Annotated in this window: 21 protein-coding genes; 20 read left to right on the forward strand and 1 reads right to left on the reverse strand. The window is 45.4% G+C overall.

Annotated features, from left to right (window positions below):
- The first annotated feature begins 2 nt into the window (after positions 1 to 2).
- The 12 genes from Y697_RS02900 (at position 3) to Y697_RS02955 (ending at position 8241) form a co-directional block, all read left to right on the forward strand.
- Entirely contained in the window at positions 3 to 662 is a 660-nt protein-coding gene (locus tag Y697_RS02900; RefSeq protein ID WP_121550184.1) for an adenylate kinase, read from the forward strand.
- On the forward strand, positions 655 to 1407 hold the full coding sequence (map, locus tag Y697_RS02905) for a type I methionyl aminopeptidase (protein WP_121550185.1): 753 nt from the start codon (positions 655 to 657) through the stop codon (positions 1405 to 1407). Before Y697_RS02900 ends, map begins: the two co-directional genes overlap by 8 nt.
- 12 nt (positions 1408 to 1419) lie before the next feature.
- Positions 1420 to 1665 (forward strand): translation initiation factor IF-1, encoded by a 246-nt coding sequence (gene infA, locus Y697_RS02910; RefSeq protein ID WP_099828926.1) that lies wholly within the window; start codon positions 1420 to 1422, stop codon positions 1663 to 1665.
- Complete coding sequence (rpmJ, locus tag Y697_RS02915) at positions 1662 to 1778, forward strand: 50S ribosomal protein L36 (RefSeq protein WP_099828927.1); 117 nt, start codon at positions 1662 to 1664, stop codon at positions 1776 to 1778. The genes infA and rpmJ overlap by 4 nt, the downstream gene beginning before the upstream one ends.
- Before the next feature lie 12 nt (positions 1779 to 1790).
- On the forward strand, positions 1791 to 2159 hold the full coding sequence (gene rpsM, locus Y697_RS02920; protein ID WP_110990075.1) for a 30S ribosomal protein S13: 369 nt from the start codon (positions 1791 to 1793) through the stop codon (positions 2157 to 2159).
- A gap of 18 nt (positions 2160 to 2177) precedes the next feature.
- Entirely contained in the window at positions 2178 to 2564 is a 387-nt protein-coding gene (rpsK, locus tag Y697_RS02925) for a 30S ribosomal protein S11 (RefSeq protein ID WP_110990076.1), read from the forward strand.
- A gap of 16 nt (positions 2565 to 2580) precedes the next feature.
- Positions 2581 to 3207, forward strand: a complete 627-nt coding sequence (gene rpsD, locus Y697_RS02930; protein ID WP_110990077.1) for a 30S ribosomal protein S4 — start codon at positions 2581 to 2583, stop codon at positions 3205 to 3207.
- A 54-nt stretch (positions 3208 to 3261) separates the two neighbouring features.
- Positions 3262 to 4281: a DNA-directed RNA polymerase subunit alpha gene (locus tag Y697_RS02935; protein ID WP_183083685.1), complete on the forward strand. Its 1020-nt coding sequence runs from the start codon at positions 3262 to 3264 to the stop codon at positions 4279 to 4281.
- A 21-nt stretch (positions 4282 to 4302) separates the two neighbouring features.
- A complete protein-coding gene (gene rplQ, locus Y697_RS02940; RefSeq protein WP_121550187.1) occupies positions 4303 to 4794 on the forward strand; it encodes a 50S ribosomal protein L17 in 492 nt (163 codons plus the stop codon).
- A 38-nt stretch (positions 4795 to 4832) separates the two neighbouring features.
- Entirely contained in the window at positions 4833 to 5489 is a 657-nt protein-coding gene (gene fsa / locus Y697_RS02945) for a fructose-6-phosphate aldolase (protein ID WP_121550188.1), read from the forward strand.
- 510 nt (positions 5490 to 5999) lie between these two features.
- Positions 6000 to 7277, forward strand: a complete 1278-nt coding sequence (gene rho, locus Y697_RS02950; RefSeq protein WP_366945959.1) for a transcription termination factor Rho — start codon at positions 6000 to 6002, stop codon at positions 7275 to 7277.
- A 13-nt stretch (positions 7278 to 7290) separates the two neighbouring features.
- Positions 7291 to 8241 carry an ROK family protein gene (locus Y697_RS02955; protein WP_121550189.1) on the forward strand — a complete coding sequence of 317 codons (951 nt, stop codon included), beginning with the start codon at positions 7291 to 7293 and terminating at the stop codon, positions 8239 to 8241.
- Here Y697_RS02955 and Y697_RS02960 read toward each other — a convergent pair.
- On the reverse strand, positions 8226 to 8903 hold the full coding sequence (locus tag Y697_RS02960) for an endonuclease V (RefSeq protein WP_121550190.1): 678 nt from the start codon (positions 8901 to 8903) through the stop codon (positions 8226 to 8228). The two genes, Y697_RS02955 and Y697_RS02960, sit on opposite strands and share 16 nt — an antisense overlap.
- Before the next feature lie 106 nt (positions 8904 to 9009).
- Here Y697_RS02960 and dnaN point away from each other — a divergent pair, with 106 nt between their 5' ends.
- Genes dnaN through Y697_RS03000 form a run of 8 tightly spaced genes read left to right on the forward strand, consistent with a single transcriptional unit; the run spans position 9010 to position 14780 of the window.
- Entirely contained in the window at positions 9010 to 10113 is a 1104-nt protein-coding gene (dnaN, locus tag Y697_RS02965; RefSeq protein WP_121550191.1) for a DNA polymerase III subunit beta, read from the forward strand.
- Positions 10110 to 10577 carry a 2-C-methyl-D-erythritol 2,4-cyclodiphosphate synthase gene (locus tag Y697_RS02970; protein WP_121550192.1) on the forward strand — a complete coding sequence of 156 codons (468 nt, stop codon included), beginning with the start codon at positions 10110 to 10112 and terminating at the stop codon, positions 10575 to 10577. The genes dnaN and Y697_RS02970 overlap by 4 nt, the downstream gene beginning before the upstream one ends.
- Before the next feature lie 3 nt (positions 10578 to 10580).
- Entirely contained in the window at positions 10581 to 11783 is a 1203-nt protein-coding gene (locus Y697_RS02975; protein ID WP_121550193.1) for a type II secretion system F family protein, read from the forward strand.
- Positions 11780 to 12160 carry a hypothetical protein gene (locus tag Y697_RS02980; RefSeq protein WP_121550194.1) on the forward strand — a complete coding sequence of 127 codons (381 nt, stop codon included), beginning with the start codon at positions 11780 to 11782 and terminating at the stop codon, positions 12158 to 12160. Before Y697_RS02975 ends, Y697_RS02980 begins: the two co-directional genes overlap by 4 nt.
- 15 nt (positions 12161 to 12175) lie before the next feature.
- A complete protein-coding gene (locus Y697_RS02985) occupies positions 12176 to 13213 on the forward strand; it encodes a hypothetical protein (protein WP_121550195.1) in 1038 nt (345 codons plus the stop codon).
- Positions 13155 to 13736, forward strand: coding sequence for a hypothetical protein (locus tag Y697_RS02990; RefSeq protein WP_259462278.1), 582 nt, complete (start codon positions 13155 to 13157; stop codon positions 13734 to 13736). The genes Y697_RS02985 and Y697_RS02990 overlap by 59 nt, the downstream gene beginning before the upstream one ends.
- Positions 13729 to 14325 (forward strand): hypothetical protein, encoded by a 597-nt coding sequence (locus tag Y697_RS02995; protein WP_121550197.1) that lies wholly within the window; start codon positions 13729 to 13731, stop codon positions 14323 to 14325. The genes Y697_RS02990 and Y697_RS02995 overlap by 8 nt, the downstream gene beginning before the upstream one ends.
- Positions 14326 to 14339: 14 nt before the next feature.
- Positions 14340 to 14780: an alpha/beta hydrolase gene (locus tag Y697_RS03000; RefSeq protein ID WP_121550198.1), complete on the forward strand. Its 441-nt coding sequence runs from the start codon at positions 14340 to 14342 to the stop codon at positions 14778 to 14780.
- Positions 14781 to 14808 lie beyond the last annotated feature (28 nt).

Raw genomic sequence — 14808 nt, forward strand, 5'->3', positions numbered from 1 at the left:
GTATGAATGTAGTTCTAATGGGTCCTCCCGGAGCAGGGAAGGGGACACAGGCAAAGCGAATAGCCCGTAAACTGGACATTCCTCACATATCTACTGGTGATATGCTAAGGGAAGCCGTGGCTGCTGGCACTGACCTTGGGCTGAAGGTCAAAGAAATAATGGATGAAGGGCTTCTTGTCCCCGATGATCTGATGATAGATCTTGTCAGAGAGAGATTGGCTAGAGAGGACACCAGGAATGGCTTCATACTTGATGGCTTTCCAAGAACGGTCGAACAGGCAATTGCACTAGACAAGATGCTTGACGAACTTAATAAGGAGATTGACGTTGCTTTGCTTGTTGATGCTGATGAACAGGAAGTTGTAAAACGTATTTCGAGCAGGAGAGTTTGTCCGGAATGTGGGAAAGTTTACAATCTCCTGACGATAAAACCCGAGGTTGAAGGTCACTGCGACAGAGACGGTAGCAGGTTGATTCAGCGAGACGATGACAGGCCTGATACTGTTAGGGCGAGGTACCGTGTTTACTCGGAGAAGACCGAGCCTGTGATTAGATACTATTCCGGCGAAAAAGGCAAACTTGTTAAGGTGGATGGGTCGGGAGAAATCGATACCGTCACTGCCGAAATCGTCAATCATCTGGAGAATGCAAAGCATGGTTAGGTTGAAATCTCCAGAGGAAATCTGTAAAATCGAAATTGCTGCGAAGATTGTTGCAGAGGTTCTGGCTGAGGTAGAGTCCTATGCAGTCGAAGGGGCCTCTGCCTATGATATGGAAAGTGCCGCGGAAGAATTGATTAAAAAAAGAGGTGGCATTCCCGCATTCAAGGGTTATAGTGGATATCCGTACACTCTCTGCGTATCGGTAAATGAGGAGGTAATTCACGGTTTCCCCTTGAAAGAGAAAGTCTTCGCCGACGGCGATATCGTCTCCGTGGATTGTGGGGTAGTTAAGGATGGATTCGTGGGAGACGCCGCAAAGTCTTTTGTTGTAGGAACTTACTCATGCGAAAAGGACCGGTTGCTTTTACAGCGGACTGAAGAGTCGCTTCTTAAGGGCATAGAGATTGCCTGTGCTGGAAACCGACTTGGCGATATTGGATTTGCAATCCAGAGCTGGGTGGAAAGCGCCGGGTTTTCTGTGATAAGAGACTACGTCGGACATGGCGTTGGCCTGAGCCTCCACGAGGACCCTCAGGTTCCTAACTATGGAAGGCAAAACAGCGGAATGCTTTTGAGAACCGGAATGACTCTTGCGATCGAACCGATGGTTGCGAGTGGACATTACAGCTTGGAGATTCTGGAAGATGGTTGGACCGCAGTAACTGCTGATAGGTCGCGTGCTGCTCATTTCGAGCACGATATTGCGATACTGGAAGACGGTCCGAGGATTCTTTCCAGATTGTGAGGAGGATCACCGGTGTCGGATAAGAGCGATATCATTAAGATGGATGGAATAGTTGTGGAATCGATGCCCAATGCTACCTTCAAGGTCGAATTGGAGAACGGCCACTCTGTTCTAGCTCACATCTCTGGAAAAATGCGCAAGAACTTCATCAGGTTGATCCCCGGCGATAAGGTCGTGGTGGAGGTTTCAATATATGACCTGACCAAAGGAAGAATTGTTTATCGAAAAAGGATAGACAAAGGAGGAGAAACGAATTGAAAGTCCGCGCTTCGGTAAAGAAGAGATGTGAACATTGCAAAGTAATACGCCGCAATGGGCGAATAAGAGTTGTCTGCGAAAAAAATCCAAAGCACAACCAGCGTCAGGGTTAAGGAGGGATATAGATGGCACGTATCCTTGGTGTTGAGCTTCCTAATAACAAGAAGACTTTCGTTGCCCTGACCTATATCTATGGTATAGGTTATACAAGAGCCAATGAGATTCTTAGTGGAACCGAGATTGACCGCGACAAGAGGGCAAAGGACCTTACGGATGAAGAAGTAAGTAAGATAGCAAAGTTCATCAACGAGCATTACAAAGTTGAAGGTGAGCTCAGAACTGAAGTTGACAGGTCAATAAAGAGGCTAATTGAGATTGGAAGTTATAGAGGTTACAGGCATAGAAACGGGCTTCCGGTTCGCGGTCAGAAGACGCATTCCAATGGGAGGACCAGGAAGGGTTCTAGAGCCAGTAAGATTCGCAAGAAGAGCTAAAACGGGAGGTAAGAGTGAATGGCAAAGAGACCAGCAGCCAAGAAAAGAAAGAAGTTATCTACTGATCGAGGCGTTGTGCACATAAAGTCCTCTTTCAACAACACGATAATTACCCTGACAGATCCCGAAGGGAATACGCTTATGTGGACGTCGGGCGGAACTGCCGGTTATTCCGGATCAAAGAAATCAACACCTTATGCGGCGCAACTGGGTGCTGACAGGATTGCAAAAGAGGCTATCAAGTTAGGAATAACCAGAGTAGGTATAGAAGTGAAGGGCCCAGGTTCGGGACGTGAAGCTGCAATCAGAACTATTCAAGCGGCGGGTCTCACAGTTGAGACGCTCAAAGATATTACGCCACTGCCTCATAACGGTTGCAGACCGAGAAGAAGAAGAAGAGTCTGATTTAGGAGGGAGTTGAATGGCCAGATATACAGGACCAGTTTGTAAGCTTTGTCGTCGCGAAGGGTTCAAGCTTTATCTGAAGGGTGAAAGATGCTTTTCCCCGAGATGTGCTCAAGTCAAGAGGCCTGTAGCACCGGGACAGCATGGAGCTTCGACAAGAAAGCTTACTCAGTACGGAATGCAGTTGAGATCCAAGCAAGTAGTAAAGAGAATTTACGGTGTTCTTGAAAGACAGTTTCGAAGATACTTTGAAGCAGCTTTGAGAAAGAGTGAAGAGACAGGAAGTGCCCTGGTTAGGATCTTGGAATCCAGACTGGATAACATCGTTTTCAGGATGGGATTTGCTTCTAGCAGAAGACAAGCTAGACAGCTCGTTAACCACGGACATGTTCTTGTAAACGGTAGAAGGGTTAATAAACCCTCCTTCAATCTGAGAGTCGGTGACATCGTAGAGATCAAAGAGAAGAGCCGAACCGCTCTACCGATCAAAGAAGCGGCAGAAGCTGCAAAAGAGAGAACAGCCTATCCATGGGTTGAGGTAGATTACGAGACGTTCAGAGGGACCTACCTTAGATATCCAGTAACTGAAGAAGTAGAGATTCCAGTTGATCTGCAGTCGATTATTGAGCTCTACTCCAAGTAAACCCGATTCTTACCTTCTTGGAAGGAGGTGTGTGCCCGAATTCTGGGCGAAATAATGTTGACATCAATAATGCCCAAGAACTTGCGAATTGAAGAGGAAAGAGAGGATGAGAACAGTTATTTCACAAGGTTCATCCTTTCTCCTATGGAAAGAGGATACGCCACTACTATCGGAAACTCGCTTAGGAGGGTTCTTCTCTCATCGATACCGAGCATGGCGATCACCAGATTGAAAATACCTGGGAAATACCACGAATATGATGTTATCGATGGAGTCAAGGAAGATATTCTCGAAATCATCCTCAATTTCAAGAAAGTCCAACTCAAGCCCGCTCTAGAGTTTTCTGATGCGGTCAAGCTGACACTTGAAAAGGCTGGGCCAGGCGTCATCACTGCCGGAGATATTAAGACTCCTACCGGTGTTGAGGTGGTTAATCCATCGCAGTACATTGCTACTCTAAACTCGGATTCAGTTGTCTACATCGAGCTTTTTGCAGAGATCGGAAGAGGGTTCGTCCCCGTGTCGGAAATGGAGATCGAGCATGACGTGGAAATGATATATATCGATGGGATCTTCAGTCCAGTAATGAAAGTGAATTTCCAGACAGAAAACGTTCGTGTAGGCAAAAGAACAGACTATGACAAGTTGGTTCTTGAAGTTTGGACAAAAAAGTCGATAACTCCCTCAGATGCCTTGATGAGAGCTACGGACATTCTGATGAGGCACTTCGAAGTAGTCTCCAGTGGTCTTGGTCAGCCGTCTCTAGGACTTACGGGTTCGACAATAGAACCGGAAGAAGACGAGACGATCGTCGAAGAGACCGAAGTGAGCGCGGAAACGCCACAGGCTGAAGAACAGGATTCGAACTCCCTTGCAGCCAAAAAGGTTGAAGAGCTTGATCTTTCCGTGAGATCTCTTAACTGTCTTAAACGCGATAAAATAAACACGATAGGCGATCTTCTTGACAAAAGTGAGGCAGATCTGCTTAAGATCCGAAATTTTGGCGAGAAGTCTATGCTTGAGGTTGTGAAAAAGCTGAGAGACAAGTTCAACATCGTACTCAAGAAAGAATGATTGTGAGGAGGCCTATTAGCCATGCGTCATAGAGTTAGTGGAAGCAAATTGAATATGCCCCACAGCCAGAGAGTCGCTTTGATGAGGAATCTGGCGAGGGAGCTTTTTGAACATGGAACGATTGTAACAACTATAACCAGAGCTAAGGAAGTGAGGCCTTTCGTCGAAAGTATAATAACTAAGGCAAAAAAGGCTTCGATTCTATCCACAGAAATTGTTTCAAAGGGTCCGGATAATGCGGAGACTCAAGAGCTAAAATCAAGAAATCTTGCTTTAAGACGTGAGATTAACAGAAACTTCAATGACCGAAAACTGGTCAGGAAGATATGTGATGAAGTGGCAGTCAAGTACCGCGAAAGAAACGGTGGATACACGAGGATTGTGAAATTAGGTATGCGAAGGGGCGACGCAAGTGAAATGGCTGTTCTTCAGTTGATTGACAACGAAGAAAGGCAGAACAAGAAGCCCGAGAAGAGAAGCGAAAAGAAAGAAAAGAAACATGAGAAAAAATGATGGCTACCGCAAGGTAGCCATTCTTCGGAGGTTTGACGATGAAGATATTTCTTGATACCGCAAATATTGAAGACATCAGGGAGGGAATGAAGCTCGGACTCGTTGATGGAGTCACCACTAACCCCACTCTGGTTTCAAGAGAAAATGTCAAGTTCGAAGATCGTGTAGTCGAAATCTGTGAGACAGTAAAGGGACCGGTGTCTGCTGAAGTTACTGCGACAGATTATGAAAACATGATCGCGCAGGCACGTGAGTTAGCTTCTCTAAGTGACTACGTTGTTGTGAAGATTCCAATGACAAGGGATGGAATGCGCGCCGTCAAGACCCTGAGTGGAGAAGGAATCAAGACAAATGTCACCCTAATATTCAATTCTCTCCAGGCAACGCTTGCAGCAAAAGCCGGTGCAACCTATGTTAGCCCGTTTGTCGGAAGGCTAGACGACATAGCAAGCGATGGCATGGGGGTTGTTGAGGAGATTATCGAAATATTCGCTAATTACGGTTACGACACGGAAATAATCGTCGCAAGCGTTAGGCATCCAATGCACGTACTTGAAGCAGCTTTGATGGGCGCAGATATCGTAACTATACCTTTTGATGTGCTTCTGAAGCTATTTGGTCATCCGCTTACTGATATCGGAATAGAGAGATTCACAGAGGACTGGAAGCGCTATAAGAAACAGCAAGGTCAGTAAGCTTTGAATTTTGCTTCTTTAGTGGTATATTATTCCTGAAAGAACTGGTACCTCACCGGAGACGGGTCTCCCAAGCTTTCTTACAAATACTGTTAGCTTCACAATTTTGGCAATTCCTAAGACATGGAAGGAGGGTAGGTGCATTCTTCCTACGGCGGACTGAATGTACCGTCAAATTTGAGCCCAAGAAAAAAGAAAACTGAAGAAACACCTAGTGAACTTGAGGAAAAAGCGGTTGCTGAAAAAAAGACAACAAGAAAGAGAACGACTAGAAAGAAGACTGAATCGAAGAAACCCGAAGAGAATCAGGAGGCCGTGAAGACTCCTTCTAGACAGATGGCTGAGGAGAAAGATGCAGTTGAAATTTTATCTAAAGAAGACCCCGGGGACTCCAAAGCGGAGAATTCTGTGACCAAGGAGCCTGGAAAAGAAAGCATCCCGAGCGATGTCAGAGAGATACCAAGGAAAGAAAGAGAAAAGGATAAAGACAAAGACAAGGACAAGGACAACATCAGGGAAGTAGAAATCGATATTTCCCAACTCCAAACAATGCCTATAAGGGAGGTTTATAAGCTTGCAAGGAAGTATGACGTGCAGGGTTATACCCAGATGGCCAAGAAGGATTTGATTTTTGCCGTTCTCAAGGCTCAGACTGAATCATATGGTTACTTTTTCGATCAGGGTGTGCTGGAGATCACAGATGGGGGGTATGGTTTTCTGAGAACTCTCGATAACAATCTCCTCCCAAGCTCAAACGATATTTACGTTAGCCAGTCACAGATCAGAAGATTTAATCTCACCAGCGGTGATACAGTCGCGGGGCAGGTGAGACCGCCGAAAGAAGGCGAGAAGTATTTCGCGCTCCTGAGAATAGAAGCTATTAATCACAAGGCGATCAACTTCGCTGCTGAGAGAATCACTTTTCAGAACTTAACGCCTATTCACCCCGAGGATAAGCTTATAACGGAAACAGAATCGCATATTATGAGTACGAGAATGGTCGATCTCTTTTCCCCGATAGGAAAGGGGCAGAGAGGTCTAATAGTCTCTCCTCCTAAGGCCGGGAAGACGATATTGCTGAAGGAGCTTGCAAATGGAATCGCTGAAAACCATCCCGATACAGTCAGGATAATTCTGCTGATCGATGAAAGACCGGAAGAGGTCACAGATCTCAGGAGGAGTTCAAATGCACATGTGATCGCTGCTCCATTCGACATGCATCCCGAGAAACAGATCAGGGTTGCCGAAATGACAATTGAGATGGCTAAGCGATTAGTGGAGTTCAACTACGATGTGGTGATCCTCCTTGACAGCATCACGAGGCTGGCAAGGGCCTACAATCTCTACGTTCCGCCAAGTGGGAAGCTTCTGTCTGGAGGAGTGGACCCCTCAGCTTTGTATAAGCCGAAGTACTTTTTCGGTGCAGCAAGGAATATTGAAGAAGGCGGAAGCCTTACAATTATCGCAACGGCTCTTGTTGAAACGGGAAGCAAGATGGATGAAGTAATATTCGAGGAATTCAAGGGTACAGGAAACATGGAATTGATCCTTTCGAGGCAGCTTGCCAATAAGAGGATGTTCCCATCGATAAATCTTACCCTCTCCGGTACAAGGAGAGAAGAGCTTCTTCTTCCTTCAGATATTCTGCGGAAGGTCTGGGTTCTTAGAAGAATGCTTTCATCAATGTCGGAAGAAGAGGGTCTGAGACTCATCATGGATAAATTGCGTGGAACGGCTACTAATGAGGAGTTCCTGGACTTGATAGAGATGGAGAAAAAGTCGTACTAGACGGGAGATGTGAATGGCTAAGCACGTGATCGGAATCGATCTGGGCGGTACCGAGACCAAGATTGGAATCGTACAAGAAGATGGAATGATTATCGAAAAGAAGATGATTCCGACGAAGGTGCTCGATGGAAGAATCGCCGTTGTGACAAGAATTGGCAAAGCAATTGAAGAACTTCTTCTCGAATCTGGAATGAACTCCTCCGATGTTATTGGAATTGGTGTCGGATCTCCGGGATCGATTGACCACGAAACCGGCACCGTCTTGTTCTCACCGAATCTTCCAGACTGGTCGGGATTCGGACTGGCTGAGATGTTGGAGAAGATTACTCGAATCAATACCTTCGTTGAAAACGATGCAAATTCCTTTATCCTTGGAGAGTGGGCATTCGGTGAGTTCAAAGGAAGCCAGCATATGTTGGGGCTTACTCTTGGGACTGGTGTAGGAGGAGGAGTAATTACTCATGGTATGCTAATGACAGGAAGCATGGGTTATGGCGGTGAACTCGGACACACAGTTGTCGAACCCGGGGGTCCGCTTTGCGGCTGCGGTTCTCATGGGTGTCTTGAATCGCTTGCGTCAGCTACCGCTATTGTCAACATGGCCAGGGAGTTTTCTAAGAGATTTCCCGAGTCTTCGATTTTTGCCTCGCCCGAGATAACTGCCAAAGTTGTCTTCGATTCCGCGCGAAAAGGAGACCTTGCAGCAACGATTGTTGTTGAAAGAGCAACAAGGGCTCTGGCAACGGCAATAGGTAATTACATACACGTATTCAATCCCGAACACATAATAATTGGTGGTGGAATTAGTAAGGCGGGTGACTTGCTTATTGACGGCATCCAGAAAAAGATGCCGGAATACGTAATGCCTTCTTTCAACGGAACCTACAGTATAACTTTGAGCAAACTGGTGGAGAACGCAGGAATAAAGGGAGCTGCTTCAATTGTTTTCTACAGGATTAGTTGACCCTTCAGCTCTTGAGTTAGGATGTGAGCCTGCCTGGTCGGTTCAGGTATTCTGTACTTGCCTGTAGTTCTTAAGACCAGATCAACTGCAGATTCTGGAGTAATTCGATTCCCTGGGGAAACGAAAATCGGTTTCACGCCCATCCTGGTGCGAACGGCATATCCTAGCAGTCGTCCATCGGGAGCAAGGATTGGGCTCATCTCCCCCTTCTCTTCGGGACAGTCTTTCAGTTCACCATACAGAAGGCTTTTGGCGATTCCAATGGTTGGCTTCTTGACGAAAAGACCAATGTGTGAAGCTATGCCAACACCCCTTGGGTGAGCTATTCCATGCCCATCAAAGAAGATCAAGTCGACTTCGGGTGATTTCGAAAGAGCCTTCAATATTGTCGGACCCTCTCTGAAAGATAGAAGGCCCGGAATGTAAGGTGTATTGATTTTCTCAACCGAGTAGTAGTACTCAATTACACGTAGCGAGCGAAATTCCATGATCACGACGACGGCGAGAGCAATCTCTCTCGAAGGGAAGGAAACATCGACCCCGGCTATCAGTTCGGGCTCACCTGTGTAATCTTCGAATACGAGTCGTTCCCTAAGCCTTGTCTGCAAATCGATAGCCTGAATTGGTTCCATCGTCCAACTGTGAATATTCTCTGTGTTCATAAATGATTACTCCTCGACAGAAGGAATCTGTCATCGTCGCTTCCTATAATGATTATGCCATATAGATGTTATAATTTATGAAAAGCTCATCAAGTGGAGGTGTATGATGAAATTTGTCGCAGCTCGTTCCGAAATCCTCACGAGATTAGAGTCGGTTTCTGGGGCAGTCGCTCCAAAAAATGTCAAGCCAATTCTTTCGGGCATATATTTCTCAATGAAGGATGAGTCGACAATTAAGCTTGTAGCTACCGATTTAGAGACGGCGATCACTACCGAGCTGAAACCAAAACATGTGGATGGAAGCTGCAATTTTGTTATCGATGCCCGTTTGGTTCTTGAAATAGTCAGAAATCTGCCTGAAGGAGAAGTTATCTTTGAGACGGAAGAAAACAACATCGTTATCCGGATGGGGAGCGCACGTTTCACTCTCCCAACAATGGACCCTGATGACTTCCCCGATATCGAGCCAGCAACTGGGGGACTTGATTTCACAGTTTCCGTATCTTCAGTTGAGCTCATGGTGGAAAGGGTAATCTTTTGTGCAGCAAGAGACGAGTTCATGAGGAATTTGAACAGTGTTTATTGGGAATTTGATGACGGATATCTTCGGCTTGTGGCTGCGGATGGTTTCAGAATGGCCCTTTCTGAGGAGAGAATCGATCTGAACATCGATGATCACTTTTTGCTCACGCTGAAGAGTATGAGGGATCTTCAAAACAGCCTGAAAGCAGCAATGTCTGATGTTCTGAAAATAACTTACGATGGTTCGCGCGTTCAGTTCTCCTTTGACGGAACAGAAATCGTGACGAAAGTAGTTGATGCGGAGTTTCCTGACTATAGAAAAGTTCTTCCGAAATCATTCAAAGCAAGAGTGGTGATTCCGACAGAGACTTTTTCCGATGCTGTCAGAAGAGCATCGATTGCCGCAAGACTTGGATCCGACTCGGTCAAGTTTGAGATAGACGATGAGCAGTTCAAGATTATTGCAAGAAGTCCTGATCACGGAGAGTCGGTTGAAGTTATTGGAGCTAACAAAGAAGGCGACAACATCGTAATCGCATTCAATCCCAGATTCCTTTCCGAATCTGCTAAGAAGATTGATTCCGACTCTTTGGAGCTGAACTTTGTCGACTCGAACAGCCCGCTGCAGATGAATCCCGTAGATGTGCAGGGATACACCTATATCATAATGCCGATAAGGCTTATATGAATATCAGGGTAGGAATCGGTTACGATGTTCATCCAGTTTTCGTTGGGAGCAAAGGACTATTCCTTGGAGGTGTGAAAGTATCTGATTCTCTCTATCTTTCTGGTCACTCTGACGGAGATGCGCTTTGTCACGCGATTGTGGACGCAATTCTAGGTGCAGCATCTTTAGGTAATATTGGTAATGAGTTTCCAGAAGATCACTTGAATAGAGATAGAAGAAGTTTGGAGTTTTTATCTGAGATATCAGAAGCAATAAAGGGACGTTGGCAACTGCTGAATGTCGATACGGTCATAGTCATAGAAAGCGTCAGGTTGGCTGGCTTTGTTAGATCAATGACCGAAAATGTCGCTGAAGCTCTTGGGGTAGGAAGCGAGCTCGTGAACATCAAACCAAAGTCGGGGAACGGCAGCAGCCCAGATTTTGTTCACGCTCATGCAGTCTGTCTTTTGAGAGAGGTGGAGTAAGAGATGCCCGATTTTCGCTATGAAGTAATCAACATCAAAGGAAAGCCCGAGAAAGGCAAGCTTGCTGCGAATTCCAAACTGGAGGCACTCCAGATCCTCTCGAGCAGAGGCTATATTGTCAGTTCAATTAAGCAGTCGTCATATTCGCGCAGCTCGACTAAGGCCTCTTTGTTTCCCGCCTCACAGAAGGAAGTCAGCATCTTTTCGAGACAGTTGGCCACGATGGTTTCATCCGGCGTCAGGATAAGAGAGGCACTTCAGGTTCTTTCGACTCAGGTCCTGTTTTCTAGAAGATTCAGAAAGATCATAGCCCGAGTTGTTTTAGATATTGAGGGTGGAATGAGTTTCAGCGAATCTCTTGAGAGATCAGGTGTTTTTGAACCGCTGTTTACCAATCTTGTTAAGGCCGGTGAGGCAGGCGGGGTGCTTGATGAATCGCTTGAAAGAGTTGCGGACTTCTATGAGGGAATGGTTGAGCTTCAGAACCAGGTTAAATCGGCTATGGCCTATCCTCTTTTCATGATGGTTTTTGCAGTTGGAATAGTGGGGATGATTTCCTTCTTCATTCTTCCAAATTTGATCAGCGCTTTTGGAGGAAACTTTAAACCTGAGGGAACAATGGCCATTCTTCTAAAGATGAATGATATTTTGAAAAACCAGTGGCCCCTGCTTCTGGTTTTGCTTTTCGGATTGCTGATTGGAGGGTTCTTCTTCTTCAAGAGCAAATACGGTAACATCGTTAAGGAAAGTATTGGAAAGCTAATTCCTCCAATAAGAACCCTGAGAAACATGACGGCTATGGAGAGATTCACTAGAACAACGGCCGTTCTAGTAGCAAGTGGAGTTGATCTTCCAACAGTTCTGGAGCTTGCGGGCGAAGTCTCGCAAAGTCCTCGGGTTATGAAGGCTGTAACGAATGCAATAGTCAGCATAAAGGGAGGAGAGAGCATCAGTGCTTCTCTTGAGCATCAGAAGGTCTTCCCACCGATAGTCGTTAGTATGGTGGCCACGGGAGAGGAGACCGGCAAACTGGACGAAGTCATGTTCAAAGTTGCCGACTTCTATCACATGCAGGTTCAAAACGCACTCAAGAAACTTGTTTCGCTTGTTGAGCCAATAATGATATTATTTATTGGTGGGTTCATTGGTTTTCTGGCAATAACCATATACGGTGCTGTTTTTGCGATGGAGCAAAGTATTGGATGAGTTTAACCGAGCTTTTGTGCTGTCTGGTTTTGGTCTCTCTTTGCATTAGCGGAGTTGTACTCTTTTCATCTGAAATCATAAGTAGCTTGAAAATTCGCCTCAGCAAAACTGCTTTCGATTCGTTCATTGAAAGACAGCGTCTTGAGGCTGTTGCTCGTTCCAGGCCTGTAGAGGTTTTCTATGATTATTGGTCGAAGAGGGTGTCTTCGACAACAGGGGCAGTTTTTGAAGACTGTCTTTGGGGGAACAGAGAGAACTTTAGGATTCGTTTCAATGGGGATGGATCTATTGCCATTCTCAGCGGGTCAACGACATTGAGCTTTGCTGATGGCAGTGTGTTGACTATCCAGCCGGTAACGGGGAAAGTCACTTATTGAGACTTGGGGGTAGACATGTTTCAGAGTATGATAACTGCCGTAAATTCAGACGAGGGTTACACTGAGATCGTGAGAGCTGTTGTTGAAGGTCGGTATCTTAAGCCCGTCTTTTCTGTGCTCAGAATGGGGGTAAACTCACTTGAAGAATCAACCAAAGTCTTCAGGGAGAACAATACAATACCTGCCGACGAGATTTTTGTTACTGCCTTTCATCCAAGAGATGTTGTCTTTCAGCATCTTGAGGTTCCCCGTGTAAAGTCGACGAAGAATTTGCTCAATGTCGCGAGCTTCAAGGCTGCTTCTCAGTTTTCATTACCTCCGGACGAAGTAAATGTAGCCTGCCTGAACTCAATAGCCTCACTAAAAAGTGGACTTGTTCCAGCCTTTGTTATAACCAAGAGAAAGGCCTTGTTTGAATTCATTGGAAGATTGACGGCGAAGAGCTTTCCTGAACCGAACATCGTTGATGTTAAGCCCTTCTCTATTTTCAAGATGGCTCAAACAAGCGTCTTTGAAGGCAGCAATATTGTTTTCATAGTTGATAGAAGCTATTCGCTTCTCCTGACATTAAGGGGAGAAGAAATTGTGGGCCTTAATTACATAAGCGATGGTTTTGATCAGGTGGCAAGCGGTTTCAAGGAGGACAATTCGCTCTCTCCAAACACGAATATTCAAAGAGAGTTTCTGATTGGTTCTAAGGCTTATTATGATTCACTAATTGAAGAAGCTTCGGAAAGACTCGAGGGACTGATCTCCTATCAGTTAAGGATGTATCTTACCAACACGTTGTCAAACTCGCCAAACACTTCTGCGGCTGATGAGGCTCTCTTCACCAGGTTTTTTGTTGCAGGACAGTCAAGCCTTTCTACAGCCGTTTATTCAAGAGCTTTCCAGAGAATTCTCGGAGACGAAACAGAGGTAGTTAGCATGCCTCTGAAAATGAAGGAAACGAGCGGGATAACTTATATTTCGGTTGGACTGCTTATGAGAGGTGGTGAGATGCTTGGTCGACGTAAACTTGTATTCAAGGAAGAAGCGGGTCTCAAGGCTTAAGTATTCTCTAATAGTTCTGCTGATAATTGTTCTTCTGGTTCTGGGGTCCCGTTTCTTCGTTACCCAGGCATTTGAGACAAGGTTGAGGCAGGTTTCAAGGATGAAAGGCTACCTCTTCGACAATACCGGGACGTATCTGACTGGGAATCTGAAAGCAGACATCGAAATGATCTACAACAAAAAGCAAGAGTATACGGTAATGAGAAATAAATTAAGCAAGCAGGTAAATGATCTTCGCGTGCATGTTAGCTCAAAATCAGTCGAAATGGACGTTTTCAGAACTGTAGAGACATATCTCGAAGATGAAAATGCTATGAAGACAATTGCTTCTAGAATTCAATTTGAGAATGGAGTCGGCAATTCCTTCTATTATCTGATTTTTGAAGGCGAGGATGTTTCTTTCCCCACACCAAAAAGCACACCGACTCTTCTTGCCAATCCGAGTGTGAGGGGAAATCTGGATTTTGCTGAGCTCTACTCTCTTCAACTCGTCGATCTTGAGGTGGGTGGTCATCATGAGTGAAAAAGACGAGTTCAATTTTGAAAGCATGGACATCTCTGCCACTCGAGAGTCGTTTGACGGTAATGATGGCTGCTTCATTCACAGAGACTATGCTAATAGGCTGAACAGAAAGCTCAGCTTCCTCGATAGAAAGGGTTTGAATTCGAAATTTGCGTTTTGGTCTTTGATAGCCTTGACTGTCATTGGCTTTCTCTTTCTTGTGGTTTTGTACTCCTACAATACTTTTGAGAACACATCTCTGCTAATAGACGAAGTGAATGGACTGGAAAGCGCCTATCTCGAGGTGCAGTTGCTCTCAAGGGTCAGAAACGAAGCGATTGGCTCGATGAGCACAAGAAGCTATCTGGAAGAACTCAAAGAAAAAATTCCGATAGAGACCAAACCGGGTGACTACAAAGGGATAACCGTCACTGGAGGTTCGAGGGATATTCTTGATCTTGTGGAGATGATCGTTAATGAGCCAAAGATTCTCGTCAGAAAGCTTGAACTTAGATCAAATCTTGGCTTTCCGATTCTTCCGGAATCAAATATTCCGTCGAATCTCTCACTTGAGCTGAAGACGGATCTCACGGTAACGAGTAACTTCTAGGTGGAGTTGATTATATGGAGAAGGTTGTTCTAATTATCGTTGTTTCTATAACTTTGTTAGTTACGGGTGGGGTTCTGCTGACATTTCTTCTGGAACCGGTGGAAATTGCCGATGTTGCGGCGAGCAGAATTAGAATCGATCCTATCGATACTACCAGAGTGGTAAGCAGCGTTACTTTGGGCAATCACTTTCTTCCTCTTTATGCAAGTCCTTTGGAAGTTATAAGGTCCATGCTGGAAGTGGGCGAAGAGGCTGCCGATGTCAAATATGTAGCTTACTATAGATTGAACAAAGTTGATTATGCGGTTCTTGAAGCAGGACAGTCACAGATTACAGTAAGAGTTGGAGAACAGGTGGCTCCCTCTTACATCGTATACGGAATTACGGAATTTGCTGTGTTGCTTAACGACACGAGCACGAACAGCTTTGTTGTTGTGAAGTACTTTAGATCGTAAACTCGAGGGTGAATATGGGGTGATTCGT

This window comes from Mesotoga sp. BH458_6_3_2_1 (genome assembly GCF_003664995.1).
Lineage (GTDB): Bacteria > Thermotogota > Thermotogae > Petrotogales > Kosmotogaceae > Mesotoga.

Coding starts and splice junctions, on each gene's coding strand:
- Y697_RS02900 (WP_121550184.1), top strand. CDS start 3: ATGAATGTAGTTCTAATGGGTCCTCCCGGAGCAGGGAAGGGGACACAG.
- map (WP_121550185.1), top strand. CDS start 655: ATGGTTAGGTTGAAATCTCCAGAGGAAATCTGTAAAATCGAAATTGCT.
- rpsM (WP_110990075.1), top strand. CDS start 1,791: ATGGCACGTATCCTTGGTGTTGAGCTTCCTAATAACAAGAAGACTTTC.
- rpsK (WP_110990076.1), top strand. CDS start 2,178: ATGGCAAAGAGACCAGCAGCCAAGAAAAGAAAGAAGTTATCTACTGAT.
- rpsD (WP_110990077.1), top strand. CDS start 2,581: ATGGCCAGATATACAGGACCAGTTTGTAAGCTTTGTCGTCGCGAAGGG.
- Y697_RS02935 (WP_183083685.1), top strand. CDS start 3,262: ATGTTGACATCAATAATGCCCAAGAACTTGCGAATTGAAGAGGAAAGA.
- rplQ (WP_121550187.1), top strand. CDS start 4,303: ATGCGTCATAGAGTTAGTGGAAGCAAATTGAATATGCCCCACAGCCAG.
- fsa (WP_121550188.1), top strand. CDS start 4,833: ATGAAGATATTTCTTGATACCGCAAATATTGAAGACATCAGGGAGGGA.
- Y697_RS02955 (WP_121550189.1), top strand. CDS start 7,291: ATGGCTAAGCACGTGATCGGAATCGATCTGGGCGGTACCGAGACCAAG.
- Y697_RS02960 (WP_121550190.1), bottom strand. CDS start 8,903: ATGAACACAGAGAATATTCACAGTTGGACGATGGAACCAATTCAGGCT.
- dnaN (WP_121550191.1), top strand. CDS start 9,010: ATGAAATTTGTCGCAGCTCGTTCCGAAATCCTCACGAGATTAGAGTCG.
- Y697_RS02970 (WP_121550192.1), top strand. CDS start 10,110: ATGAATATCAGGGTAGGAATCGGTTACGATGTTCATCCAGTTTTCGTT.
- Y697_RS02975 (WP_121550193.1), top strand. CDS start 10,581: ATGCCCGATTTTCGCTATGAAGTAATCAACATCAAAGGAAAGCCCGAG.
- Y697_RS02980 (WP_121550194.1), top strand. CDS start 11,780: ATGAGTTTAACCGAGCTTTTGTGCTGTCTGGTTTTGGTCTCTCTTTGC.
- Y697_RS02985 (WP_121550195.1), top strand. CDS start 12,176: ATGTTTCAGAGTATGATAACTGCCGTAAATTCAGACGAGGGTTACACT.
- Y697_RS02995 (WP_121550197.1), top strand. CDS start 13,729: ATGAGTGAAAAAGACGAGTTCAATTTTGAAAGCATGGACATCTCTGCC.
- Y697_RS03000 (WP_121550198.1), top strand. CDS start 14,340: ATGGAGAAGGTTGTTCTAATTATCGTTGTTTCTATAACTTTGTTAGTT.